Origin of the sequence: Peribacillus sp. Hz7, assembly GCF_042136355.1 — a bacterium.
GTDB classification, from domain to species: domain Bacteria; phylum Bacillota; class Bacilli; order Bacillales; family DSM-1321; genus Peribacillus; species Peribacillus asahii_A.
Window position 1 is genome coordinate 189,719 of the sequence record NZ_JBHHJV010000006.1, and the last position, 20,873, is coordinate 210,591.

Below are 20,873 nucleotides of genomic sequence, written 5' to 3' on the forward strand. Positions count from 1 at the left end.
AATATGATAAATACCTTCCTCATCAGTTGTATATACAGAGTTAATACCATCTTTCGTACCCACCTGAATAGTCACTGTACCATTTTCATTATGCTAACATCTTACATGTTTGCGTTTGAAACCAAGTTGCCCTTTATCTATAGCCTTTTGAATATTTTCAGAAGCAAGCAGGATACTGCTTTTTTTATTTTCCCGCTTGATTTCGACTGGACCTACTGCCTTTGCGGTTTCAACCGCCTTATCATGGAGTGGCAAATATGAAATCCCCACTGTGTAAATAAAATTATTCATAGCCGATTTTGTTCGATCTGGTGAATTGTGAATCTCATTTTCCACCTTATCAAGCATACTAGCAATTTTACTTGCACTAAATTCACTGTCGGGACGATTGCCCAAAAGCCAGCAGTAACAGCTCCAGCCTGCCGACATTCTAAGTTCTTCACCGCTTGCGATCCATTTATCAGCAACGACTTGTGCAAAATTGGTTTCTGCCAAAGTTACTGCAACCACAAAATCGGACAGCATATAAAAATACGCCGCATCCATCCAACGTTCAAAATCAACCTCAGTCATGGTCATTGGGTCCGCAATGATGCCGGCAAAATACATAGCATCGTAGTTCCCGGTAGAGTAAAGCTGCTCAGCTAAAGTCTGATTTTTCTTGATTTTCTTTGCGAGCGGCTTCATTGCGCCTGTAGCTACACCAAAAAGCGGTTCATGTGCACCGTTGCTTATGTACGTCTTTTTGGTTCGTTCCTTACCGAGCGCCTCCAGTTCCTGCATAACCGTTTCCAAATCCATCGTTTTCCACACCCTTCCTTAATAATCATGCTCACTTCATATTGTAACTATCTCTCTTAAATTCTTTATCAAGCAATGTGTTATTCAACCTTAAATAAGCGTAAACTCTTAAAATCATAAAACACACCCTTGTAAAAAATATTGCTTAATAAAGAACGTATATTCGCAATTGTATCACGTATTTTATGTGTATAGAACGACTATATGAAATATCTTGTCCTTTTATCTAAGTGTGTTAGATTAAACGTAAGTTATCTATATATGATTTAAACGGAAAATTAATTAAAAGGCTCTGTTAAATCTTGATGTTGATAAAACGATAAAAGGAAGCCCTATTTATTGGGTTTCCTCCATTCTTTTTCAACTAACGCCCACGAAAAATAGCTATAATAAGCAAAATAATCAATATAATCATTTGCCATAATAATCTTTTACTCTCTTTATTTTCTTTACGCAACATTACATTCGATATAGACCCATTTTCTTTAATATTTTATATCGAAAATTAAACAACTATATTTTAACCCCGTCCTAAATTTAGAACGGGGTTATGCTTGTTTTAGGTTTTAAAATTAAATAACTTTATTCTCACTTTACACAGACTAATTTGATTTTTCCTCAACGAAGAGAGCAATGAAAGAAGAAAAAAGAAAAGAAGAAAACGATATTTCTTTGAAAAATGTTTTCTTCTTTTTTCTTGTATCGATGGAGTGATGCAAAGCGAAACCTCTATGAATAATCTCTAGCCTGACTATATAATGAGTAGATTTGTAAGAATGCTTGCTCAAATAGAGCACATGATTCGGGAGACTGATGTCGGAGGGCCGTGGGAGGAGCAGAATTTTAAGTTTCTCCTCATCTTATATTCGTTTAATATACGAAGAAGAATTAGCCAACCTTGAACAGCATGAATAAGAGGTAGGGACGACATGAATTGGTATACTTGTCAGCAATGTTCCCGATCCTGCGCCTACTTTTTCTTTTATACTTCAAATCATGGTAAAGTTTAATTCGAAAAATAGTGAAATAACATTTGAATTTGAATTAGTTGAGCAAAACCCTACAGATATTATTCAGAATTTCAACAAGGAAAATTACGATTTTGCTATGATCCATGCATCTATAATGAGTTAAAAAAAGAAAAATATTCGGTTTGAACATATTCATGACGGTCATATATGTATTGCAGTGGGTAAAAATTCTCCTTTTTATTCTTTGTTAAAGACTAATATACGTTAACGATGATAAAAGAAATGATGTAATAATAATGGCAATAAGTGGACGTATTGCTTTGGTACGTAATTCTTTCAAGCTAATATTTAATCCTAATCCGGTCATTGACATTGTTAACATTAATGATGTGAAGTCTGCAATATCAGACATCACTTTTTGTGATACCAATACCTTATTACCAATGATATAGCTTCCCACAAAACTCATAACGATAAAGCCGATTAAAAACCATGGAAACTCGAATCTTGCCTCCCCTTCTATTTTTCCTTTCTTTTTCATCCAAAGCATGAGGATAATGCAAACCGGAATTAATAGGAATACTCGTGTAAGTTTGGCAAGTAATGCGTGAGCAAGAGCATCCTGGCCTGCCGGGGCAGCAGCTAAAGCAACATGGCCTATCTCGTGTAGGCTGATTCCAACCCAATTTCCGTAGTTCATAGGACCAATTGATAAAAAAGGATATATTAGCGTATAGATTATTGAAAACACTGTGCCGACTAATGCGATGATGCCTACTCCCATAGCCGTATCTTCATCTTTTGCTTTTATAATTGGCGATACGGCCGCGATGGCAGCCGCACCACAAATGCCTGTGCCGACACCTAATAATAAAGAAAGATTAAAATCTGCCTTCAGCCATTTTGCAATGATCATAAGAACAACAATTGAAAAAATGATCGTTATTGCCCCTCTTAGCAATAGAGGGAAACCCTGATGAAATATCACAATCATGTTAAGCTTTAATCCATAAAGTATGATGGCAAATCTCAATAGTTTTTTTGATGAAAATTGAATACCAGTACGTAATTTTTCTGGATATCCAAAAACCTGTCTATAAACCACAGCTAGTAAAATGGCACACGCAAGAGGTCCAATATGATTTAGACCTGGCAATGCTGCCAAAATAAAACCTAACACGGCTATGATCAATGTAAAACCAATTCCAGAAATCAAAGAAACATTTAGTTTTTTTGCTGCTTTTTCTTGCTTATTTGGACTGGGAGTTATTAACGCTTTTTGTTCCAATGTTTTTCAACCCCTTTTTTTGGATTATTTGTGATTTATCGTAACTGATGATTTATAATAAGGGAAATAAATGATTATTATAGTTATAATAAGTGAATACGATAGTGAGAAGGAGAACCTATGGATCAACTATTATCTGTATTTATATCTGTAGCTGATAAAAGAAACTTTTCCAGAGCAGCGGAAGAGCTTCATATGACTCAGCCTGCAGTCAGCCAGCAAATTCAACAATTGGAAAAACATGTAGGTGCAAAACTACTTCTGCGAACAAACAAATCTGTCCAGCTAACTAAAGCAGGAGAAATAGTCTATTTACATGCTAAAGAAATAACAGGTTTATATAAACGAATGTCAATGTTAGTGAATGAATTAAATAATGAGCCAACAGGACCATTAAAAATTGGTGCCAGTTATACCTTTGGAGAGTATGTATTACCACATATACTTGCAAGAATGAAAAACCTATTTCCTAATATCTTCCCTTCGGTACAGATTGGCAACACAAGGGATATTGCCAAAGCAATCACAAGTCATGAAATCGATGTAGGAATTGTAGAGGGGGAAATTTCTCTTCGAAATATATATATAAAATCCGTTTCCACCGACCAAATGTATATCGTGGCAGGGGGTAAATATCCAATTTATTTCAATAAGGAAGTTACACGAAGACAGGTAGAACAAGAGAATTGGATTGTCCGTGAAGTAGGTTCTGGTACAAGAGAGGCAACAGAAACATTATTTCAATCTTTACAAATACGTCCTTCCAAGTTAATGGAGTTCGGCAGCACACAACTTATAAAAGAAGCAGTTGAAGCCGGGCTTGGCATTAGTTACTTATCTGAACTTACTGTAAAAAAAGAAAGAATACTTGGTACCATTCAAGTATTAAATGTAAAAGGGACACCGATAAAAAGAAATTTTTCAGTTATAACAGAATCTGTGGAATCGCATACGAAATCTATGAACTTATTTATTGAGTTAATAGAAAAATATCTAAAGAACCAATTATTGCAATAGCTCTATTTTATAAATTAATCAAAAATATAAAAAAAGACAAAGCTCTTTACTGGGGTTTTGTCTTTTTATTTAGGAGTAGATGGAGAGATCATCGAAGTAGCCCTTCTGTTATCCTGAAGTTCCTTTTTAATATTATTAATACTTATATACAAATTAAAATCTTTAATTTTATTTAATTATAATTTATGAGTATACTCAAAATGTAATAATATTTAAAAAATTCAAAATAGTGGGTATTCAAAGCCTCCTATGTGAGAAAAGGGGTGGACTTCATTTAATGAGTTATAACTTAAACGAAAATCTAAAAAGAAGTGCAAGTAATTTCCCAGAAAGTATCGCTTATATCTATGGAGATAAAAGTGTTACTTATCAAGAACTAAATCAGAAGGTGGATCGATTGGCTGCTGGTCTGTATGTACAAGGAATCAGGAAGGGAGATGGAGTGGCTCTTATTTTAGGAAATAGTCCTGAATTTCTCATTGCGTACTACGGTATTTTACGGCTTGGTGCATTTGTTGTTCCGATCAATTCTTTGTATACCCAAGGGGAAATCAACTACTTATTAGACAATAGTCAAGCCAAAGCGGTCATTGCTCATGTATCTGTAGAACCGAAGTTATCAGAAGTAAAAAAGCAATTGGAAAATCTGAAGCTTGTGGTTTATACCGAAGCCGAGGATCAGGAATCGACATGGGAGCATCTCATGGAAACAGGCACAAGCATTAATGTTTATGGAAGCCCTTACATTGATGATGAAGATCTTGCAGTCATTCTATACACATCAGGAACAACCGGGAAACCAAAGGGTGCAATGTTAACGCATCGGAACTTGGTTTCAAATGCGGACTCCATTTCAAAATTACTAGAACTCGATGTTAAAGATCGTGTCGTAGCTGTTCTGCCAATGTTCCATGTATTCTGCATGACAATTTGTCTGAATGCGCCAATTGCTTGTGGGGCAACAGTCCTGATCCAGCCTAAATTCAGCCCTCATGACGTGGTCAGCACCATTCGAGAAAAAAAGGCAACCGTTTTCGCTGCAGTACCTACGATGTACAGTTTTATCTATCAATTGCCTGAAGCGATTGCGGAGGATTTTTCATCCATTCGCTTGTGTATTTCAGGAGGGGCATCTATTCCAATCGAGCTACTTCAAAATTTCCAAAACAAGTTTAACGTTTCAATCTTAGAAGGATATGGACTCTCTGAAACGTCTCCTCTCGTTGCTATTAATCCTTTAAAGGGAACTTGCAAGCCAGGCTCTATTGGTATCGATATTCCAGGTGTCAAAAGCAAGGTAGTCGATGAGGAAAGAAACGAATTACCGAGAGGAGAAGTCGGAGAATTAGTTGTTCAAGGGCCAAATGTCATGAGAGGATATCTGAATATGCCGGAAGCTACAGCAGCAGCCCTAATAGATGGATGGCTTTACACGGGCGATTTAGCACGAATGGATGAGGAAGGTTACATCTATATTGTGGACCGCAAGAAGGACATTATTATTGTTGGAGGCTACAATGTCTATCCGCGTGAAGTAGAGGAAGTGTTGTATCAACATCCTTCTATTGTAGAGGCATCTGTAGTTGGCGTTCCTGACGAAGGATACGGAGAAAGTGTAAAAGCGTATGTTGTTGTCAAGGATAAGCAACTCACAATAGATGACATTCTCCATTTCTGTCAGGATAAGCTGGTAAAATATAAGCTTCCTCGACAAGTTGAATTTCTCAAGGAATTGCCTAAGAACTCCACAGGGAAAATTTTGCGAAGAGAGTTAAGACAACTGACGGAAGTGAAGTAAGACACTAATACTATTATTTAAGGAGGATTCTATATGTCGATTATTTTAAAGGATAAAGTTCAAGGGTCAGTAGCTTGGAAAGGAACGGATTTAGCGAAAGATGATTCATGGATTTATTATTTGTCTGAAAAAACGATTGCCTCATTAGAGAATGCTTTATCTCATGTGCAAAAAAAGGGTTTAAAAGCGCCTGATTTTACGAAGGAGGACTTTCCGATTCCCGATCTTGCGAATGTAATCGAGTACTTTGTAGATGAATTGGAGAAGGGGAGAGGGTTTCTATTAATTCGTGGATTGCCAATGGAAAGATATAGTGATGAGGAAGCAAGCATCATTTACTGGGGGCTTGGACTTCATATGGGCATTCCGGTATCGCAAAATGCAAATGGTGACCTTTTAGGGCACGTTATTGATCAAGGGCTTAGTTTAGAAAATTCAAATGTACGTGGCTATCAAACGAAATTGCATCTTCCTTTCCACGCAGATGGATCAGATGTCGTTGGGTTATTAAGTCTTCGAAAAGGAAAAACGGGTGGATACAGCAGCATCGTCAGTTCGATGGCGGTTTATAATGAATTTCTGGAGAAGTACCCAGAGTATCTTGGCATCCTCTCTCGTCCATTTTCCTTCGATCGTCGCGGGGAGGAAGGACCAGGTGAAGCGCCTGTATTCACATCACCTATCTTTAGTTACTATGATGGCAAATTGAGCTGTAGATATGTTCGCTTATTCATCGAATCAGCGCAAGAGAAAACAGGCATCAAGCTGTCAAAAGTAGAAATCGAAGCATTAGACATACTAGATTCCCTTCTTCATGATGAAAACATGCATTTTAATATGATGCTAGAAGAGGGAGATATGCAATTCGTCAATAATTATGTCGTGCTTCACTCACGTACTCAGTACGAAGATTATGAAGAACTAGAACGCAAACGCCATTTATTACGATTATGGCTTACGATGCCAAACGGCCGAGAAATTTCCCCAGATTTCGCAATGTTTATTGATGAAAATACAGGGAAACCAGGTCGCGGCGGTATACCTCCACGTAAACAAACATCTGGCGGTATTATCGAAAACTTGAAGTAAAGGGAGGGGGGCGTTCCTAAGAACACCAATGACATATGTGAAGGATGGTCCCTTTTCCGATTGGAAGGAAAAGGTGCCCCTATGTGAAAGTTAGGGTGAGGTATATGACAAGTACGCCAAGATATTCTTGGATTATCTTATTGTTTCTAGTTCTTTCCGGTATGGTCAACCAAGTGGATAAAATTACCATCGGTTTGGTTTCCGTTCCAGTCATGAAAGAGCTAGAGTTAAGTCCATCCCAATGGGGCGTGGTGGGAAGTTCCTTCTTTTGGGCTTTTACCTTTTCTTCGCTTCTTCTTGGCGGCATGGCGGATTCCAAAAATAAGAAAAAAATGTTATCGTGGATGTCTTTGATTTGGTTGCTGATTCAATTTGCTACTCCTTTTGTTTCCAGTATGTCTCTGCTCGTGTTAATGAGGATCATTTTAGGAGCAGGTGAAGGTCCAGCTCCGGCTCTATCTACGGCCATCATGGGAAAATGGTTCCCGAAACACCGACATGGGATAGGGTTTGGTGCCGTGTTATTAGGAACGACAGGTGGCTCAGCGATTGCCTCGCCGTTATTAATCTCTTTAATCGAGCAATATGGATGGAGATCTGCCTTTATTGCGATGGGTGTGATTGGACTAATCGTGCTTGTGTTATGGCAGATTTTTGGGAAAGAAAGTCCACAAGAAATCGGGTATCCTTCTTTTCATCAAGAGAATGAGCAGTCATCCAGTCTTTCAAAGGTTTCTTGGCGCGAGTTTCTTCCACATCTTATTTCGAAGAATTTCATTTTAGTTGTTTTGTGTGGAGGTTGTGCCTATTGGTTATTGACTATTCAAGCGGTTTGGTTTCCAGCCTACTTTACGAACATTCAACAGTTTAACGGTCAAACGTTGCAGCTAGCTGTATCTTTACCTTTTCTGTTTGCTGCCTTTTGCCAAATTGGATTTGCCATATTTTCGGATTGGATGTATCGCAAAACAGGAGATATACGGAAAGCACGCATCAATCTTGCTGGCTTCATGATGGTGCTATCGGCTGTATGTGTATATTTAGGAAATGCCGCCGATTCAACAGCTATGGCGATTCTTTTCTTTAGCCTTGCTCCCGGATTTGCCTATGTAATTCTATCACTCGCACCAGCTATATTGATGGAGTTCTTTTCTCCTCAAAACATCGGCAAGGCTCAAGGGACATTCATTGCTCTAGCAAGTTCAACTAGCATTATTGCTCCACTCGTATTCGGTTATCTTATTCAACATTCAGCGACTGAAGGCGTGGGATATGGTTATGGGTTTCAAGCCTCTTCTGTTGGAATGCTCATTATCGGCATATTGTTTTGGATGGGTGTACGTCCTGCCAAGCGAAGCGATGCAACGGTAAAAGCTGAGGAAGAAGTTATTTAGTATTATTTCAAATTCATTGATTCTTTTCACTTTGAGGAGGAGATCTAAAATGTCAAGTGGAAAATTGTTTGATTTAACAGGACAGACAGCAATCGTTACAGGAGGAGGAAGTGGTCTAGGGCGTCTCATGGCTTTGATGCTGGCAGAGGCAGGTGCAAACGTTGTTGTAGGTTCACGCCGTATAGAAGTTTGTGAGAAAGTAGTGAAAGAAATCGAGGCGTTAGGAAGCCAAGGGCTTGCGCTTGTATTGGATGTAACAGATCCTGAATCAGCCCGTCAAGCTGTAGATAAAGCTGTTTCTCATTTTGGAAAGATTGAAATTCTTATTAACGCTAGTGGAGTCGCTTCACAAACGCCTGCCATTGAAACGACTTTAAAAGAATGGAAAGCCATGATGGATACAAATGTGACTGGGACATTTTTGATGTGTCAGGCTGTAGGAAGACATATGATTGAGAACGAATACGGAAAAATCATTAACATTTCGTCTACGATTGGATTTAAAGGTACTGACCCAGAAGTAGTTGATGCTATAGGATATACAACTAGTAAGGGTGCGGTGATGAGTTTAACGAAAGATCTTGCCGTTAAGTGGGGGCGTCATGGAGTGAATGTGAATACTATTGCTCCCGGAATTTTCCCTACAGGAATGAATGGTTCAGAAGTACAAGGCTCACTTTTACAAAAAGCAGGTCCTATTATTGCTTCCCAAATTCCACTAATGAGAATAGGCAGTGACAATGATTTAGCAGGAGCTGTCATTTACTTTGCATCTGCTGCTTCTAATTATTGTACAGGACAAATCTTGGCTGTTGATGGGGGACTTTGGGCTAAGTAAATGCTCCCTGAGTGACCAACCTTAGTTAGGGAATTTGAATGTATTATTTTGAAGTGAATCTACAAGGTGAGTTTTTAGAGTATAGTAAGTTTAATAATCCGAATATTTAAAAAATTATACAAGAATTTCGAAACCTAATAAACTCATCATAGTTCATAAGCTGACGGGTATAAATGCTATTAATTTGAAGGAGGAATCTGTATGTCGCTTAAGTTAAATGAAAAAATTCAAGGACCATCAGCGTGGAAAGGAAAGGATTTAGCTAAGGATGAATCATGGATTTATTATTTGTCCGAGAAAACAATCGCAGAGCTTGAAAAGGCTGTAGTTCATGTTCAACAAAAGGGTTTGAAAGCTCCTGATTTTAAAAAGGAGGATTTCCTGATTCCTGATCTTGCGGATGAAATCGCTTATTTTGTAGATGAGCTGGAGAATGGGAAAGGGTTTCTATTAATTCGTGGATTGCCAATGGAAAGGTATAGTGATGAGGAAGCGAGCATCATTTATTGGGGTCTTGGACTTCATATGGGTAAACCAATTACGCAAGACTTAAAAGGAACTCTCTTAGGGCATATAAAAGACCAAGGTCTTGACTTTAAGGATAATAAAAAAGTACGTGGTTACCAAACGAATGTGCATCTTGACTATCATACAGATCTTGCTGATGTAGTTGGATTGCTATGTCTTCGCAAAGCGAAATCTGGCGGTTTAAGTAGTATTGCAAGTGCAAATGCTGTTTATAATGAAATTTTAGAGAAGCATCCAGAGTATCTTGACACCCTCTATCGTCCATTCTTCCATGATCTTCGTGGGGAAGAAGCACCAGGTCAATCTCCGATATTTACATCACCTATCTTTAGCTATCACGATGGTAAATTGAGCTGCCGATATTTACGTCAATATGTTGAATCAGCACAAACAAAAACAGGCGTTTCTTTGACGAAAGAGGAAATTGAAGTATTTAACTTTATCGATTCCCTTACGCATGATCCAAACATGCATATTGATATGATGATGGAACCAGGTGATATGCAGTTCGTTAATAATTATACGATTTTCCATTCACGAACTACATTTGAGGATTATGAAGAAGATGAGCGCAGACGTCATTTATTAAGATTGTGGCTCAACATGCCAAATGGACGAAAAATTGCGCCTGATTTCGAAGTTTGTAGAGAAGGTATGGCAGTGAATAAATAATAAACAGCTAGTGATAGTGTACGGAAAGGGAGTTTAGTAGAAAAGTAGATAGAAAGCAAAGGGAGGATGATGTTTCTTGGCATATGTAGATCCGCAAGCAGAAAAATATTTACAAGTATTTAATCAGATGCCTTCTATTCATAAAATGGATCCTCAAACTGTGCGAGAGATGCTTTCAAAAGCCCCACAACCTCCTGATTCATCAGATTCACTTTCGAAGGTAGAGGATTTGATGATTCCAGTAAGCAAAGATGCTGAAATCAAATGCAGGGTATATATACCGGAAGGGCAAGGTCCCTTCCCTTTGTTTATTTACTACCATGGTGGAGGATGGGTTTTGGGAGACCTCGAAGCGACCGATCGCAGTTGTCGCATGCTAGCGCATAGGACGGGTAGTATTGTCGTATCGGTAAACTATCGTCTTGCTCCAGAGTATAAGTTTCCGACCCCAGTTGAAGACGCGTATGCAGCATTAGAATGGGTGTATGAAAAAGGTTCCTCCTTTAACGGAGATGTTTCGAGATTGATAGTAGGAGGAGACAGCGTGGGTGGCAATCTAGCAACTGTTGTTACCATGATGGCGAGAGACAGAAAAGGTCCTAGCATCTCTGCACAGGTCTTGATTTATCCTGCTACAAACCTTGAGTTTAATACAGAGTCTCATCAAACATTTGCAAAAGGATTTGGTTTGGATCGCGAGCTTTTGTTTTGGTTCCGTGATCATTATTTAAGAAATGAAGAGGACAAGCATCATGAGTACACTTCTCCCTTAATTGCGGAAGATTTAAGTAATTTACCGACAGCCTTTGTGATTACGGCGGAAAATGATGTGCTTCGTGATGAAGGCAGGGCATATGCTAAGCGTTTGAAAGCATGTGGTGTCAAAGTGGAATATGCTTGTGAATCAGGTATGATTCACGGTTATTTTGCTAATATGGATGTTTTTTCGAAGCATATTGAACGGACTATTTCTAGAATCAAGGGGTTCTTATATGCTACGAATGGTAGTACTAATAGGAATACTAAAACCTCCAAATGTAAAGACTGTTCGGATTGTTCATTGAACCATCAAACGACATCATAAATGATAAAAAGACACCTTTATGAATCAATAGAGGTGTCTTTTTGTTTGTCATACTGTATAAAAAATCGTAGAACAAACCATGTTCTTGGTCTGTTCTACGAATGAGATCTTCATCTATTATTTGTGAGAATGGGTTTTAGTAATGAACCGTATTCCCAATGCCGCCAGTTACCGAAATAACATCGCCAGTAATCGATGCTGATAACGGTGAAGCAAGGAAGGTAACGACATAAGCAATTTCCTCCGGTGTAATCAAGCGATTAAGTGGACTCATGGCGGCTGCTTGGTTTACAGCTTCCTCCGTGTTGAATTGTTTTCTATTCGTTTCCGTATCAACAATTCCTGGATAAATCGCATTGACATTAATTCCATGCTTTCCTAATTCCAATGAGGCAGATTTCGTTAAATGAACAACAGAGGCATTACGAGGGCCGGAACTAAAATAATTGCCGCCAATTCTAGCAGCGAGACCACTGATATTGATGATACGCCCCCACTTATTTTCAATCATATAAGGAGCTACAGCTCGCATCGTGCGAAAATAGCCCATATACTTTTCTTCAAAATCTTTCAAAATAAGTTCTTCTTTAATCTCGTGAAAATTCTCTGGCTCTGTACCGCCAACGCGAGCGCCACTGTTGATGAGAATATCAATACTACCCATCGCAGCTGCTGCGTTTTCAGCTAAATTGAGGATCGAGTTAGGATTCGAGGTATCTGCCACGATGGGATAAATCTTTCGTTTGGTTTCTTGCGCTAATTCTTCTGCCGCTTTCTGTAATGAGGATTCGTTTCTTGAACAAATCGTACAATCCACACCTTCTAAAGCCAGTTGGCGGGCAATAGCTTTACCAATCCCTCGGCTTCCTCCTACAATGAGTGCTTTTTTTCCTGATAACTGTAAGTCCATAGATTTAACCTCCTAGTTTGATTCAACACCCTGTACGACTAAACTCAAGGTGTTTTTTTGAATATTTAAACAGTTTCTCTCTTTGATTCTACCTTTTCATGATCGTTATATAAAATTAATTATTTTAACTTACACTTAAGTGTGACTAATGTAAAAAGAGGTACGGCTATTTTTTAATAGGATGATGGAGTATGAGAGAGGATTGAGGCCATTTTGTAGTAGTTTTTCACTATTTATCGTTGTTCCTCTGTTGAATATAAGTGTAAGTTACTTGCAGTTTAAATTATTTAATTTTATGCATGAGGGTCGTAATGGATATAATTATATTCAGAATAGTTATAATATTATTAATATTAAAAAGGAGGAAGCATTTCATGATATTTATGAAAGCCTTTTCGTTTTATTGAGACGTTTTACAGAAGTGCTATAGCCATCAGGAACCAAACAAGGAGATTTTATTATTTGAAACCGCTTACTTTGCGGGCGAGCTGGAGAATGGGGAAGGTTTTTCACATTCTTTATTTGAATTATGAAAATTAGGGGGAATTATATGTCAAGCACTCCAAAATATTCTTGGATTATCTTAATGTTTGCTGTTTTTCTTGCTATGATCAACCAAATCGATAAAATTCTCATCGGTTTGGTTTCCGTCCCTCTAATGAAGGAGCTAGATTTAAGTGCTTCTCAATGGGGACTTGTGGGAAGTTCTTTTTATTTGTTTTTTACCATAACATCCATTTTACTTGGGGGAATGGCTGATTCCAAAAACCCTAAAAAATTGTTTATGTGGATGTCATTGATTTGGTTGACCGTTCAATTTGCTACCCCTTTCGTTTCTAGTTTTTCTCTGCTCATATTAACAAGAATCATTTTGGGGGCAGGAGAAGGTCCAGCTTCTCCTGTAGTAACGACTATGTTGGGAAAATGGTTCCCGAAACACAGGCATGGGATAAGCTATGCCGCTGTTCTGTTTGGAACCATGATGGGACCTGCGATTGCTTCGCCATTCTTAATTTCCATGATTGATCAATATGGATGGAAATCTGTTTTTGTAGTGATGGGGATTGTTGGACTGATTTGGTTAGTTTTTTGGGTGTTTTACGGTAAAGCGAGTCCACAAGAAATCGGATTACCTTCATTTGATCAAGTGGAACAGCATTCATCCACCATCTCGAAAGTTCCTTGGCGCCAGTTTTTACCGCATCTTTTTTCTAAAAATTTTATTTTGACCGTTTTAGCTGGAGGGTGTGCCTATTGGTTAGTATCCGTTCAATCGGTGTGGTATCCGGCATACTTTTCCACAGTGCAACAGTTTAGTGGTCAAACGTTAAAACTAGCTGTGGCTCTACCTTTTCTTTTCGCTGCTTTTAGCCAAATTGGATTTGCCATGTTATCAGATTGGCTTTATCGCAAAACAGGAGATATTCGGAAAGCGCGAGTAAATCTGGCTAGTTTTATGATGGTGCTATCGGCTATTTGTTTATATATTGGAAGTGCTGTGAATTCGAGTTCTATCTCTCTTCTATGCTTCACTCTTGCTCCAGGTTTTGGAATCGTCATGCTTTCACTCGCACCCGCTATATTGATGGATCTGTTTTCTCCCCTAAACATCGGAAAGGCACAAGGGGCATATATTGCTCTTTCAAATATGGGAAGTATGATTGCTCCCCTCGTATTCGGTTATTTTATCCAATATGCAGCGACTGAGGCATTAGGATATCATTATGCGTTTCAAGCCTCTGCTGTTGGGATGATTATTATCGGCGTATTGTTTTGGATGGGTGTACGCCCCGCAAAACGAAGTCATATAACGATAAAAGATAAGGAAGATAAGGAAGATAAGGAAGATGCTAGTTAGAATCATGTAAATCTAAAAGCTAATAAGATAAAGGGAAGGAAAATTGCTTGTATATATTAATTTAACTAAACTGCATATTGAAAATCATAATTTTATTAAATAAAGAATTATAAATATACTAAAAATTAACAAATTCGTAATAGTTAATGAGCTACCTATTGTAAACGCTATCAATATACGGATTTCAAAACTTACATTGGAAGAGGGGGTTTTAAATGAGTAATGCAAAAGCTATAGAAGTATATGATGCAAGTAATATCTGTCCAGATGATTTACCATGGATTCCTTATTTTTGGGTAGCTCATTTTATTTAAAAGATAGATTAGAAAAAAACTACAGTGGAAATTTGGCATAAAGAGTTAAGACAATTCACTGGAGTTGGAAAGCTAACCATCTTATTGAAGGAGGAGTGTGTATGTCGATTATTTTTAAGGGGAAAATTCAAGGACCGGTAGCATGGAAAGGGATTGACCTAGCGAAAAATAATTCATGGATTTATTATTTGTCTGAAAAAACAATCGTCTCTCTTGAAAATGCTTTACATCATGTTAAACAAAAAGGTTTACAAGCACCTAATTTTAATAAGGAGGACTTCCCGATTCCGGATCTCGTTAACGAAATCTCTTACTTTGTTGATGAGCTAGAGGATGGAAGAGGTTTTCTATTAATTCGTGGATTACCGATGGAAAGATATACGGACGAAGAAGCAGGCATCATTTACTATGGTCTTGGACTTCACATGGGTATTCCGGTAACGCAAAACGCTAAAGGTGACCTTTTAGGACATGTCATGGATCAGGGCCTCAATATTAATGATTCCAATGTACGTGGTTACCAAACCAATGCACATCTTCCTTTTCACCCAGATGGTTCTGACGTCGTAGGATTATTAAGCCTTCGTAAAGCGAAAGCTGGAGGTCTTAGTAGTATTGTAAGTTCAATAGCTGTTTACAATGAAATTCTTGAGAAGTACCCAGAATATCTTGGCATTCTCTATCGTCCATTTTTTATAGATCGTCGTGGTGAGGAAGCGCCAGGTGAATCTCCTGTATATTCATCACCGGTCTTTAGTTATTATGATGGAAAATTGAGCTGTAGATATAATCGAGGATATGTTGAATCGGCACAAGAGAAAACGGGTATTTCTTTATCAAAAGTTGAATTGGAAGCTTATGATTTAATGGATTCTCTCATTTATGATGAAAAAATGCATTTTAATATGATGCTGGAACCTGGTGATATGCAATTCGTTAATAATTATACCGTTCTTCATTCACGTACAATATACGAGGATTATGAAGAACCTAATCGGAAACGTCATTTATTAAGATTATGGCTCACAATGCCAAATGGACGTGAAATTTCCCCAGATTTCGCTATGTTTTTTGATGAGAAAACAGGCAAACCGGGACGCGGCGGTATTCCTATACGTGATAAAACAGCTGGCGGTATTATAGAAAATTTGAGGTAGTTGAGTTTATATCCAGAAGATTACTTTTAGTCAAAATTAAAGGGAAGTAAAATTTCACTTCTTAAGATTCAAAGAAGCGAAGAAAATCGGTTAGGAGTATATGCCCGAGTGGAAATTTCACTTTATTACCGTTCAGACGAATACTAAATAATCTATGTGAAGGGGAGTGCCTTATTGGTACTCCCCTAAATGGTAAAAATAGGGGGGGTTTTTATGTCGAAGACACCAAAATATTCTTGGTTAATCTTATTGTTTCTAGTTATTTCTGGTATGGTTAACCAGGTTGATAAAATTATCATCGGGTTGGTTTCCGTACCCTTAATGAAAGAGTTAAGTTTAAGTCCTTCACAATGGGGACTTGTAGGAAGTTCCTTTTTTTGGTTATTTACGATATCCTCTCTCTTACTTGGAGGCATGGCCGATACGAAAAATACGAAAAAAATGTTAACTTGGCTGTCACTGATATGGGTGGGTGTTCAATTTGTCACGCCTTTTGTTTCCAGTCTGTCTCTTCTGATATTAACCAGAATTGCCTTAGGAGCAGGCGAAGGTCCATCAGCTGCTGTATCAACGTCAATATTGGGGAAATGGTTCCCGAAGGAAAGACATGGGATAGGCTTTGCTGCTGTATTGTTTGGAACAATGATCGGACCTGCGATTGCTTCACCATTATTAATCTCCTTAATTGATATATATGGATGGAGATCTGCTTTTATCGCGATGGGTATTGTTGGACTAATTTGGATGGGTTTTTGGTTGTTTTACGGTAAAGAAAGTCCACAAGAAATCGGGTTACCTTCGTTTGATCAAGAGGAGAAACATTCATCGGCCCTCTCTAAAGTGTCTTGGCGTCAGTTTCTTCCACATCTCTTTTCTAAAAATTTTGTTGTTATTGTTTTATGTGCAAGTTGTGCCTTTTGGGTATTGTCTATTCAAGGGTTGTGGTATCCAGCCTACTTTTCCACAGTTCAACAGTTTACAGGTCAAACATTAAAACTAGCTGTGTCTTTACCTTTTCTTTTCGCTGCCATTAGCCTAATTGGATTTGCCATGATATCCGATTGGCTTTATCGTAAAACAGGAGATATCCGTAAAGCACGAATCAATCTTGCAGGCTTCATGATGATGGTGTCCGCAATTTGTTTATATCTTGGAAGTGTCGTAAATTCGAGTGTGATCTCAATGATTTTCTTTACCCTTGCTCCAGGTTTTGCATATGTTATTCTTTCACTTGCACCCGCCATTTTAATGGATTTTTTTTCTCCCCAAAACATTGGAAAAGCACAGGGAGCATATATTGCTCTTTCAAATATGGGAAGTATAATTGCACCAGTTGTATTCGGTTATTTTATCCAATATGCAGCGACTGAGGCAATCGGATATCGTTATGCATTTCAATCAACTTCTTTGATGATGTTCGTAATCGGAATATTGTTTTGGGTTAGTGTACGTCCTTCAAAGCGAAGCAACACAACGATAAAAACGGAGGAGGAAGCTAGTTATAATCATTGATTTTATCGGAATTCTAAATTTGACCAAATAGACTGGCTAAGGAAATTACTGGTATATATTAATGTGACTAAATTGCATATTAAAAATCATAATTTTATTAAATAAAGAATTATAAGTATACTAAAAATTAACAAATCCGTACTAGTTAATGAGCTACCTATTGTAAACGCTATCAATATACGGATTTCAAAACTTACATTGGAAGAGGGGATTTGAATGAGTAAGGCAAAAGCTGTAAAAGCTGTAGAAGTATATGATGCAAGTAATATCTGTCCAGATGATTTACCATGGATTCCTTATTTTGGAGTGGCTCATTTTAAGTTATTGAAGGCTAATCCAGTAACGGGACAAACTATTACCCTGTTAAAAGTTCCTGCGGGTACACAGCTTCCTACCCATTTCCATCCTGGAACGGTTATTGTGCATACTGTTAAAGGTTCTTGGAGGTATATGGAGAATGATTGGGTTTCCAATGCTGGGGATGTTGTTTATGAGCCTGCTGGATCCAAACATACACCTGAATCTGTAGGGGATGAAGAGGTTATTACGTTAAATATTGTTGAGGCAACATTAGACTATTTGAATGAGAATGGAGAAATTATTGCTAGAGATAATTGGGAGTCATTCCTACAAAAATACCATGATCATTGTGCAGCTGAAGGAATTCAACCTATTGATGTGACTCAATTTTAATAGTGATTTGAAAAAAAGAGAAGTCTATTGTCTGACGAGGATGCTTCTCTTTTTTCACTCTTTCATTAGGAGTGAAGTAAGTCTGGACCGTGCTCAGCGATATTAGTCATACTTACTTGCAAATTAAAATCTTTAATTTTCTTTCATTATAACTTATCAGTATAATTAATAACATAATAGTTTGAATATTAAAAATATTTACTGTGATCGCTATGTAAAGCGCTTCTATGTGAATAGTATCTAGGAGGAGATCTGGAATGTCATCTGCAAAATTGTTTGATTTAACAGGAAAAACAGCAATAGTTACAGGAGGCGGTAGTGGGTTAGGGCGCGTCATGGCTCTGGCGCTGGCAGAAGCAGGCGCCAATGTGGTAGTATGTTCACGCCGTTTAGAAGTTTGCGAGAAAGTGGTACAAGAAATCGAAGGGTTAGGAAGCCAAGCCATTGCCCTCGCTTTGGATGTAACAGAACCTGCATCGGTTCGACAAGGTTTAGATCAAGCGATTTCTCACTTTGGAAAGATTGATATCTTAGTCAATAGCAGTGGAACAGTTTATGAAGCGCCTGCTACTGAAATGCCTTTGGAACAATGGAGAGCAATGATGGATATTAATGTGACAGGAACATTCTTGATGTGTCAGGCTGTCGGAAAACATATGATTGAAAATGAATACGGTAAAATCATTAATATTTCTTCTAGTATTGGATTTAAAGGGACTGACCCAGAAGCTGTGGACTCTATTGGATATACAACAAGTAAGGGTGCTGTTATGACGTTAACGAAGGACCTTGCTGTAAAGTGGGGGCGTCATGGCGTGACTGTGAATTCTATTGCTCCTGGCGTTTTCCAAACAGGAATGAATAACCCAGAAATACCGGGAACGCTTGTCCAAAAAGCAGGTCCAATCATTGCCTCCCAAGTTCCAGTAAGACGATTAGGCGAAGACAATGATATAGTAGGAGCGGTCCTTTACTTTGCTTCCACAGCTTCTGATTATTGTACGGGACAAATATTGGTTGTGGATGGGGGACTTGGAGCTAAGTAAAAAGGTTCTTTCTTAAAAGTTTGGGAGGAAACACAGTCCTTTACTTATCCCCTATTTATTTACTGATATTTTTATATATTGTATATATGGCTTTGAAATAGAGTCACGATGTTTGTAAAAAAGATGCGATGTTTAAAATAAAGTCGCGACGTTTATAAAAATGTTGCGATACTTTTTCTCTTAGATAATTTTTGTCTAAGGGTATTGAAGGAGAATACTTCAAGAAGGTTAAGTGGTATCTTATAGAGAAATTATACTTTTGTAATGAAAGCAAACCTAAAAAAATCGCAATACCAATTAGTAAGTAAAGAATCCATTTTAATCAATCTTTTTTCAAAATGGATTCTTTTTATTTTCCGTAAAATAAAGGCTTATTCAATATTTCTGTTCTAACTATATTTTAAACCAACATGTACACCTTTATTTATTCTTCACCAGACTAATTTTCAATAGATTTATGAAACTTTCTAACTATTTTGCAATTATAATCAAACCGTTTACAGCCTCCCTTCGTTTCCTTTAATAGTACCGATAAAAATCATGTATGAAATGGAGGAAGAATCATGAAGAAGATCGTGTTCCTATCAGCTCTACTGCTCTTTGTCATTATGGCTGCCGGATTGTCAGCCTATGCAAAAATGGACCGTAAGCCAGCGTTACAGGCGACACCAAATTCCAGCCAAAGTGATCATGTCATCCGGGTGTACGGACCGGGCGGACCACTTGGACCGATTAAGGAAGCTGCTGAACATTTTTCAGCTGAAACGGGAATCAAGGTGGAAGTAACAGCCGGACCAGAGGGCAATTGGATCGGCCAGGCAAAGCAGGATGCAGATATTATTTTCGGTGGCTCCGAGTATATGCTGCAGGACTTCATTTTTAACCACCCCGAAATGATCGACACTAAATCACGTACGGAGCTTTACCCGCGTGCTGCAGGAATATTGGTGAGGAAAGGAAATCCTAAGAAGATTGAAAGTCTGGAGGATTTAACGAAAAAGGGAGTAAAAATAATCGATGTGAATGGGGCTGGCCAGCTTGGCCTGTGGGAAGACCTGGCAGGCAGAAAAGGGCTGATCGAAGGCATTTCCCAAAATATTAACCTTTCTGTAAAGTCGAGTGCCGAAGCCATTGAACGATGGAAATCGAATTCCAGCCTGGACGCCTGGATTACCTATGAATCGTGGCATTACCGGCTCCAGGATATGACCGACCTGGTCGAACTGCCTGAAGAAGAAAAGCTCTATCGTGGAACGCCAATCGCCCTGACGAAAATCACCGATCAGAAAAAAGAGGCACAGCAATTTATTGATTATTTAAGAACGGAAGAATCTCACCAAATCTTTCAAAAATGGGGCTGGAAGTAAGGATGAGCCTTAAATCTAAAAAACTTGGAGGAACATACATGAAAAAAGGAATTTTTACCCTCGCGATACTTTCGATTATTTTTGCTTTGGCTGCCTGCGGAAAAAGCACTGAGGAAAAAACAGCGACGGATCAACCCGATCAAGCCCAAACGGAACAAACTAAATCGGAACAAGCCCCGGCTGACAGCCTCCAGCTTTTGGAGAATGAGAAAGCTGGAGAGTACCTGGCGGATCCACAGGGAAAGGCCCTGTATTACTTTAAAAAGGACGCAGCAGGAAAAAGCAATTGCAGCGGAGACTGCCTAGCAAACTGGCCGGCATTTACCCAGGAGGATTTCGCCGTCCCGGAAGGTTTTGATAAAAAGGATTTCGATACAATCACAAGAGAAGACAACGGGGAGAAGCAGGTCACGTACAAAGGCTTTCCTCTCTATTATTTTGCAAAAGACCAGCAAGAAGGGGATGTAAACGGACAAGGAGTAAAAGAGGTATGGTTTGTCGTAAACAGCAAAACAGAATTTGAATAAGTTTGCCTA

At 38.4% G+C, this 20,873-nt stretch carries 17 protein-coding genes; 14 read left to right on the forward strand and 3 right to left on the reverse strand.

Features of this window, described 5'->3' with window-relative positions; translation table 11 throughout:
- Positions 1 to 93: 93 nt before the first annotated feature.
- Both ACE199_RS11170 and ACE199_RS11175 read right to left on the reverse strand, forming a co-directional pair.
- Positions 94 to 801: a DNA alkylation repair protein gene (locus ACE199_RS11170; protein ID WP_375349829.1), complete on the reverse strand. Its 708-nt coding sequence runs from the start codon at positions 799 to 801 to the stop codon at positions 94 to 96.
- A gap of 1,218 nt (positions 802 to 2,019) precedes the next feature.
- The gene (locus tag ACE199_RS11175; RefSeq protein WP_375349831.1) at positions 2,020 to 3,060 is read right to left on the reverse strand and encodes a YeiH family protein; all 1,041 of its coding nucleotides are present in this window, start codon (positions 3,058 to 3,060) and stop codon (positions 2,020 to 2,022) included.
- Positions 3,061 to 3,180: 120 nt separating this feature from the next.
- Here ACE199_RS11175 and ACE199_RS11180 point away from each other — a divergent pair, with 120 nt between their 5' ends.
- The 7 genes from ACE199_RS11180 (at position 3,181) to ACE199_RS11210 (ending at position 11,480) form a co-directional block, all read left to right on the forward strand.
- Positions 3,181 to 4,077, forward strand: coding sequence for a LysR family transcriptional regulator (locus tag ACE199_RS11180; RefSeq protein ID WP_375349832.1), 897 nt, complete (start codon positions 3,181 to 3,183; stop codon positions 4,075 to 4,077).
- Between the two features lie 277 nt (positions 4,078 to 4,354).
- Positions 4,355 to 5,875: a long-chain-fatty-acid--CoA ligase gene (locus tag ACE199_RS11185; protein ID WP_375349833.1), complete on the forward strand. Its 1,521-nt coding sequence runs from the start codon at positions 4,355 to 4,357 to the stop codon at positions 5,873 to 5,875.
- A gap of 33 nt (positions 5,876 to 5,908) precedes the next feature.
- Complete coding sequence (locus tag ACE199_RS11190; RefSeq protein ID WP_252289629.1) at positions 5,909 to 6,964, forward strand: TauD/TfdA family dioxygenase; 1,056 nt, start codon at positions 5,909 to 5,911, stop codon at positions 6,962 to 6,964.
- A 104-nt stretch (positions 6,965 to 7,068) separates the two neighbouring features.
- On the forward strand, positions 7,069 to 8,358 hold the full coding sequence (locus ACE199_RS11195; protein ID WP_375349834.1) for an MFS transporter: 1,290 nt from the start codon (positions 7,069 to 7,071) through the stop codon (positions 8,356 to 8,358).
- Positions 8,359 to 8,407: 49 nt separating this feature from the next.
- On the forward strand, positions 8,408 to 9,196 hold the full coding sequence (locus ACE199_RS11200) for an SDR family NAD(P)-dependent oxidoreductase (protein ID WP_375349835.1): 789 nt from the start codon (positions 8,408 to 8,410) through the stop codon (positions 9,194 to 9,196).
- Between the two features lie 201 nt (positions 9,197 to 9,397).
- A complete protein-coding gene (locus tag ACE199_RS11205) occupies positions 9,398 to 10,396 on the forward strand; it encodes a TauD/TfdA family dioxygenase (RefSeq protein ID WP_375349836.1) in 999 nt (332 codons plus the stop codon).
- Between the two features lie 76 nt (positions 10,397 to 10,472).
- Entirely contained in the window at positions 10,473 to 11,480 is a 1,008-nt protein-coding gene (locus ACE199_RS11210) for an alpha/beta hydrolase (RefSeq protein ID WP_375349838.1), read from the forward strand.
- 136 nt (positions 11,481 to 11,616) lie between these two features.
- Here the strand turns inward: ACE199_RS11210 and ACE199_RS11215 are convergent, their stop codons facing one another.
- The gene (locus ACE199_RS11215; RefSeq protein WP_375349840.1) at positions 11,617 to 12,390 is read right to left on the reverse strand and encodes an SDR family NAD(P)-dependent oxidoreductase; all 774 of its coding nucleotides are present in this window, start codon (positions 12,388 to 12,390) and stop codon (positions 11,617 to 11,619) included.
- Between the two features lie 550 nt (positions 12,391 to 12,940).
- On the opposite strand from ACE199_RS11215, the gene ACE199_RS11220 reads away from it, so the two are divergent.
- From ACE199_RS11220 to ACE199_RS11250, 7 genes are all read left to right on the forward strand, one after another.
- On the forward strand, positions 12,941 to 14,248 hold the full coding sequence (locus ACE199_RS11220) for an MFS transporter (RefSeq protein WP_375349841.1): 1,308 nt from the start codon (positions 12,941 to 12,943) through the stop codon (positions 14,246 to 14,248).
- A 415-nt stretch (positions 14,249 to 14,663) separates the two neighbouring features.
- Positions 14,664 to 15,719: a TauD/TfdA family dioxygenase gene (locus ACE199_RS11225; protein WP_375349842.1), complete on the forward strand. Its 1,056-nt coding sequence runs from the start codon at positions 14,664 to 14,666 to the stop codon at positions 15,717 to 15,719.
- Between the two features lie 213 nt (positions 15,720 to 15,932).
- On the forward strand, positions 15,933 to 17,231 hold the full coding sequence (locus ACE199_RS11230) for an MFS transporter (protein WP_375349843.1): 1,299 nt from the start codon (positions 15,933 to 15,935) through the stop codon (positions 17,229 to 17,231).
- A 216-nt stretch (positions 17,232 to 17,447) separates the two neighbouring features.
- On the forward strand, positions 17,448 to 17,924 hold the full coding sequence (locus ACE199_RS11235) for a 2,4'-dihydroxyacetophenone dioxygenase family protein (RefSeq protein WP_375349844.1): 477 nt from the start codon (positions 17,448 to 17,450) through the stop codon (positions 17,922 to 17,924).
- Between the two features lie 257 nt (positions 17,925 to 18,181).
- A complete protein-coding gene (locus tag ACE199_RS11240; RefSeq protein ID WP_375349845.1) occupies positions 18,182 to 18,970 on the forward strand; it encodes a glucose 1-dehydrogenase in 789 nt (262 codons plus the stop codon).
- Between the two features lie 563 nt (positions 18,971 to 19,533).
- On the forward strand, positions 19,534 to 20,337 hold the full coding sequence (locus tag ACE199_RS11245) for an extracellular solute-binding protein (RefSeq protein WP_252289607.1): 804 nt from the start codon (positions 19,534 to 19,536) through the stop codon (positions 20,335 to 20,337).
- A gap of 38 nt (positions 20,338 to 20,375) precedes the next feature.
- Positions 20,376 to 20,864, forward strand: coding sequence for a hypothetical protein (locus ACE199_RS11250; protein WP_375349846.1), 489 nt, complete (start codon positions 20,376 to 20,378; stop codon positions 20,862 to 20,864).
- Positions 20,865 to 20,873: the final 9 nt, after the last annotated feature.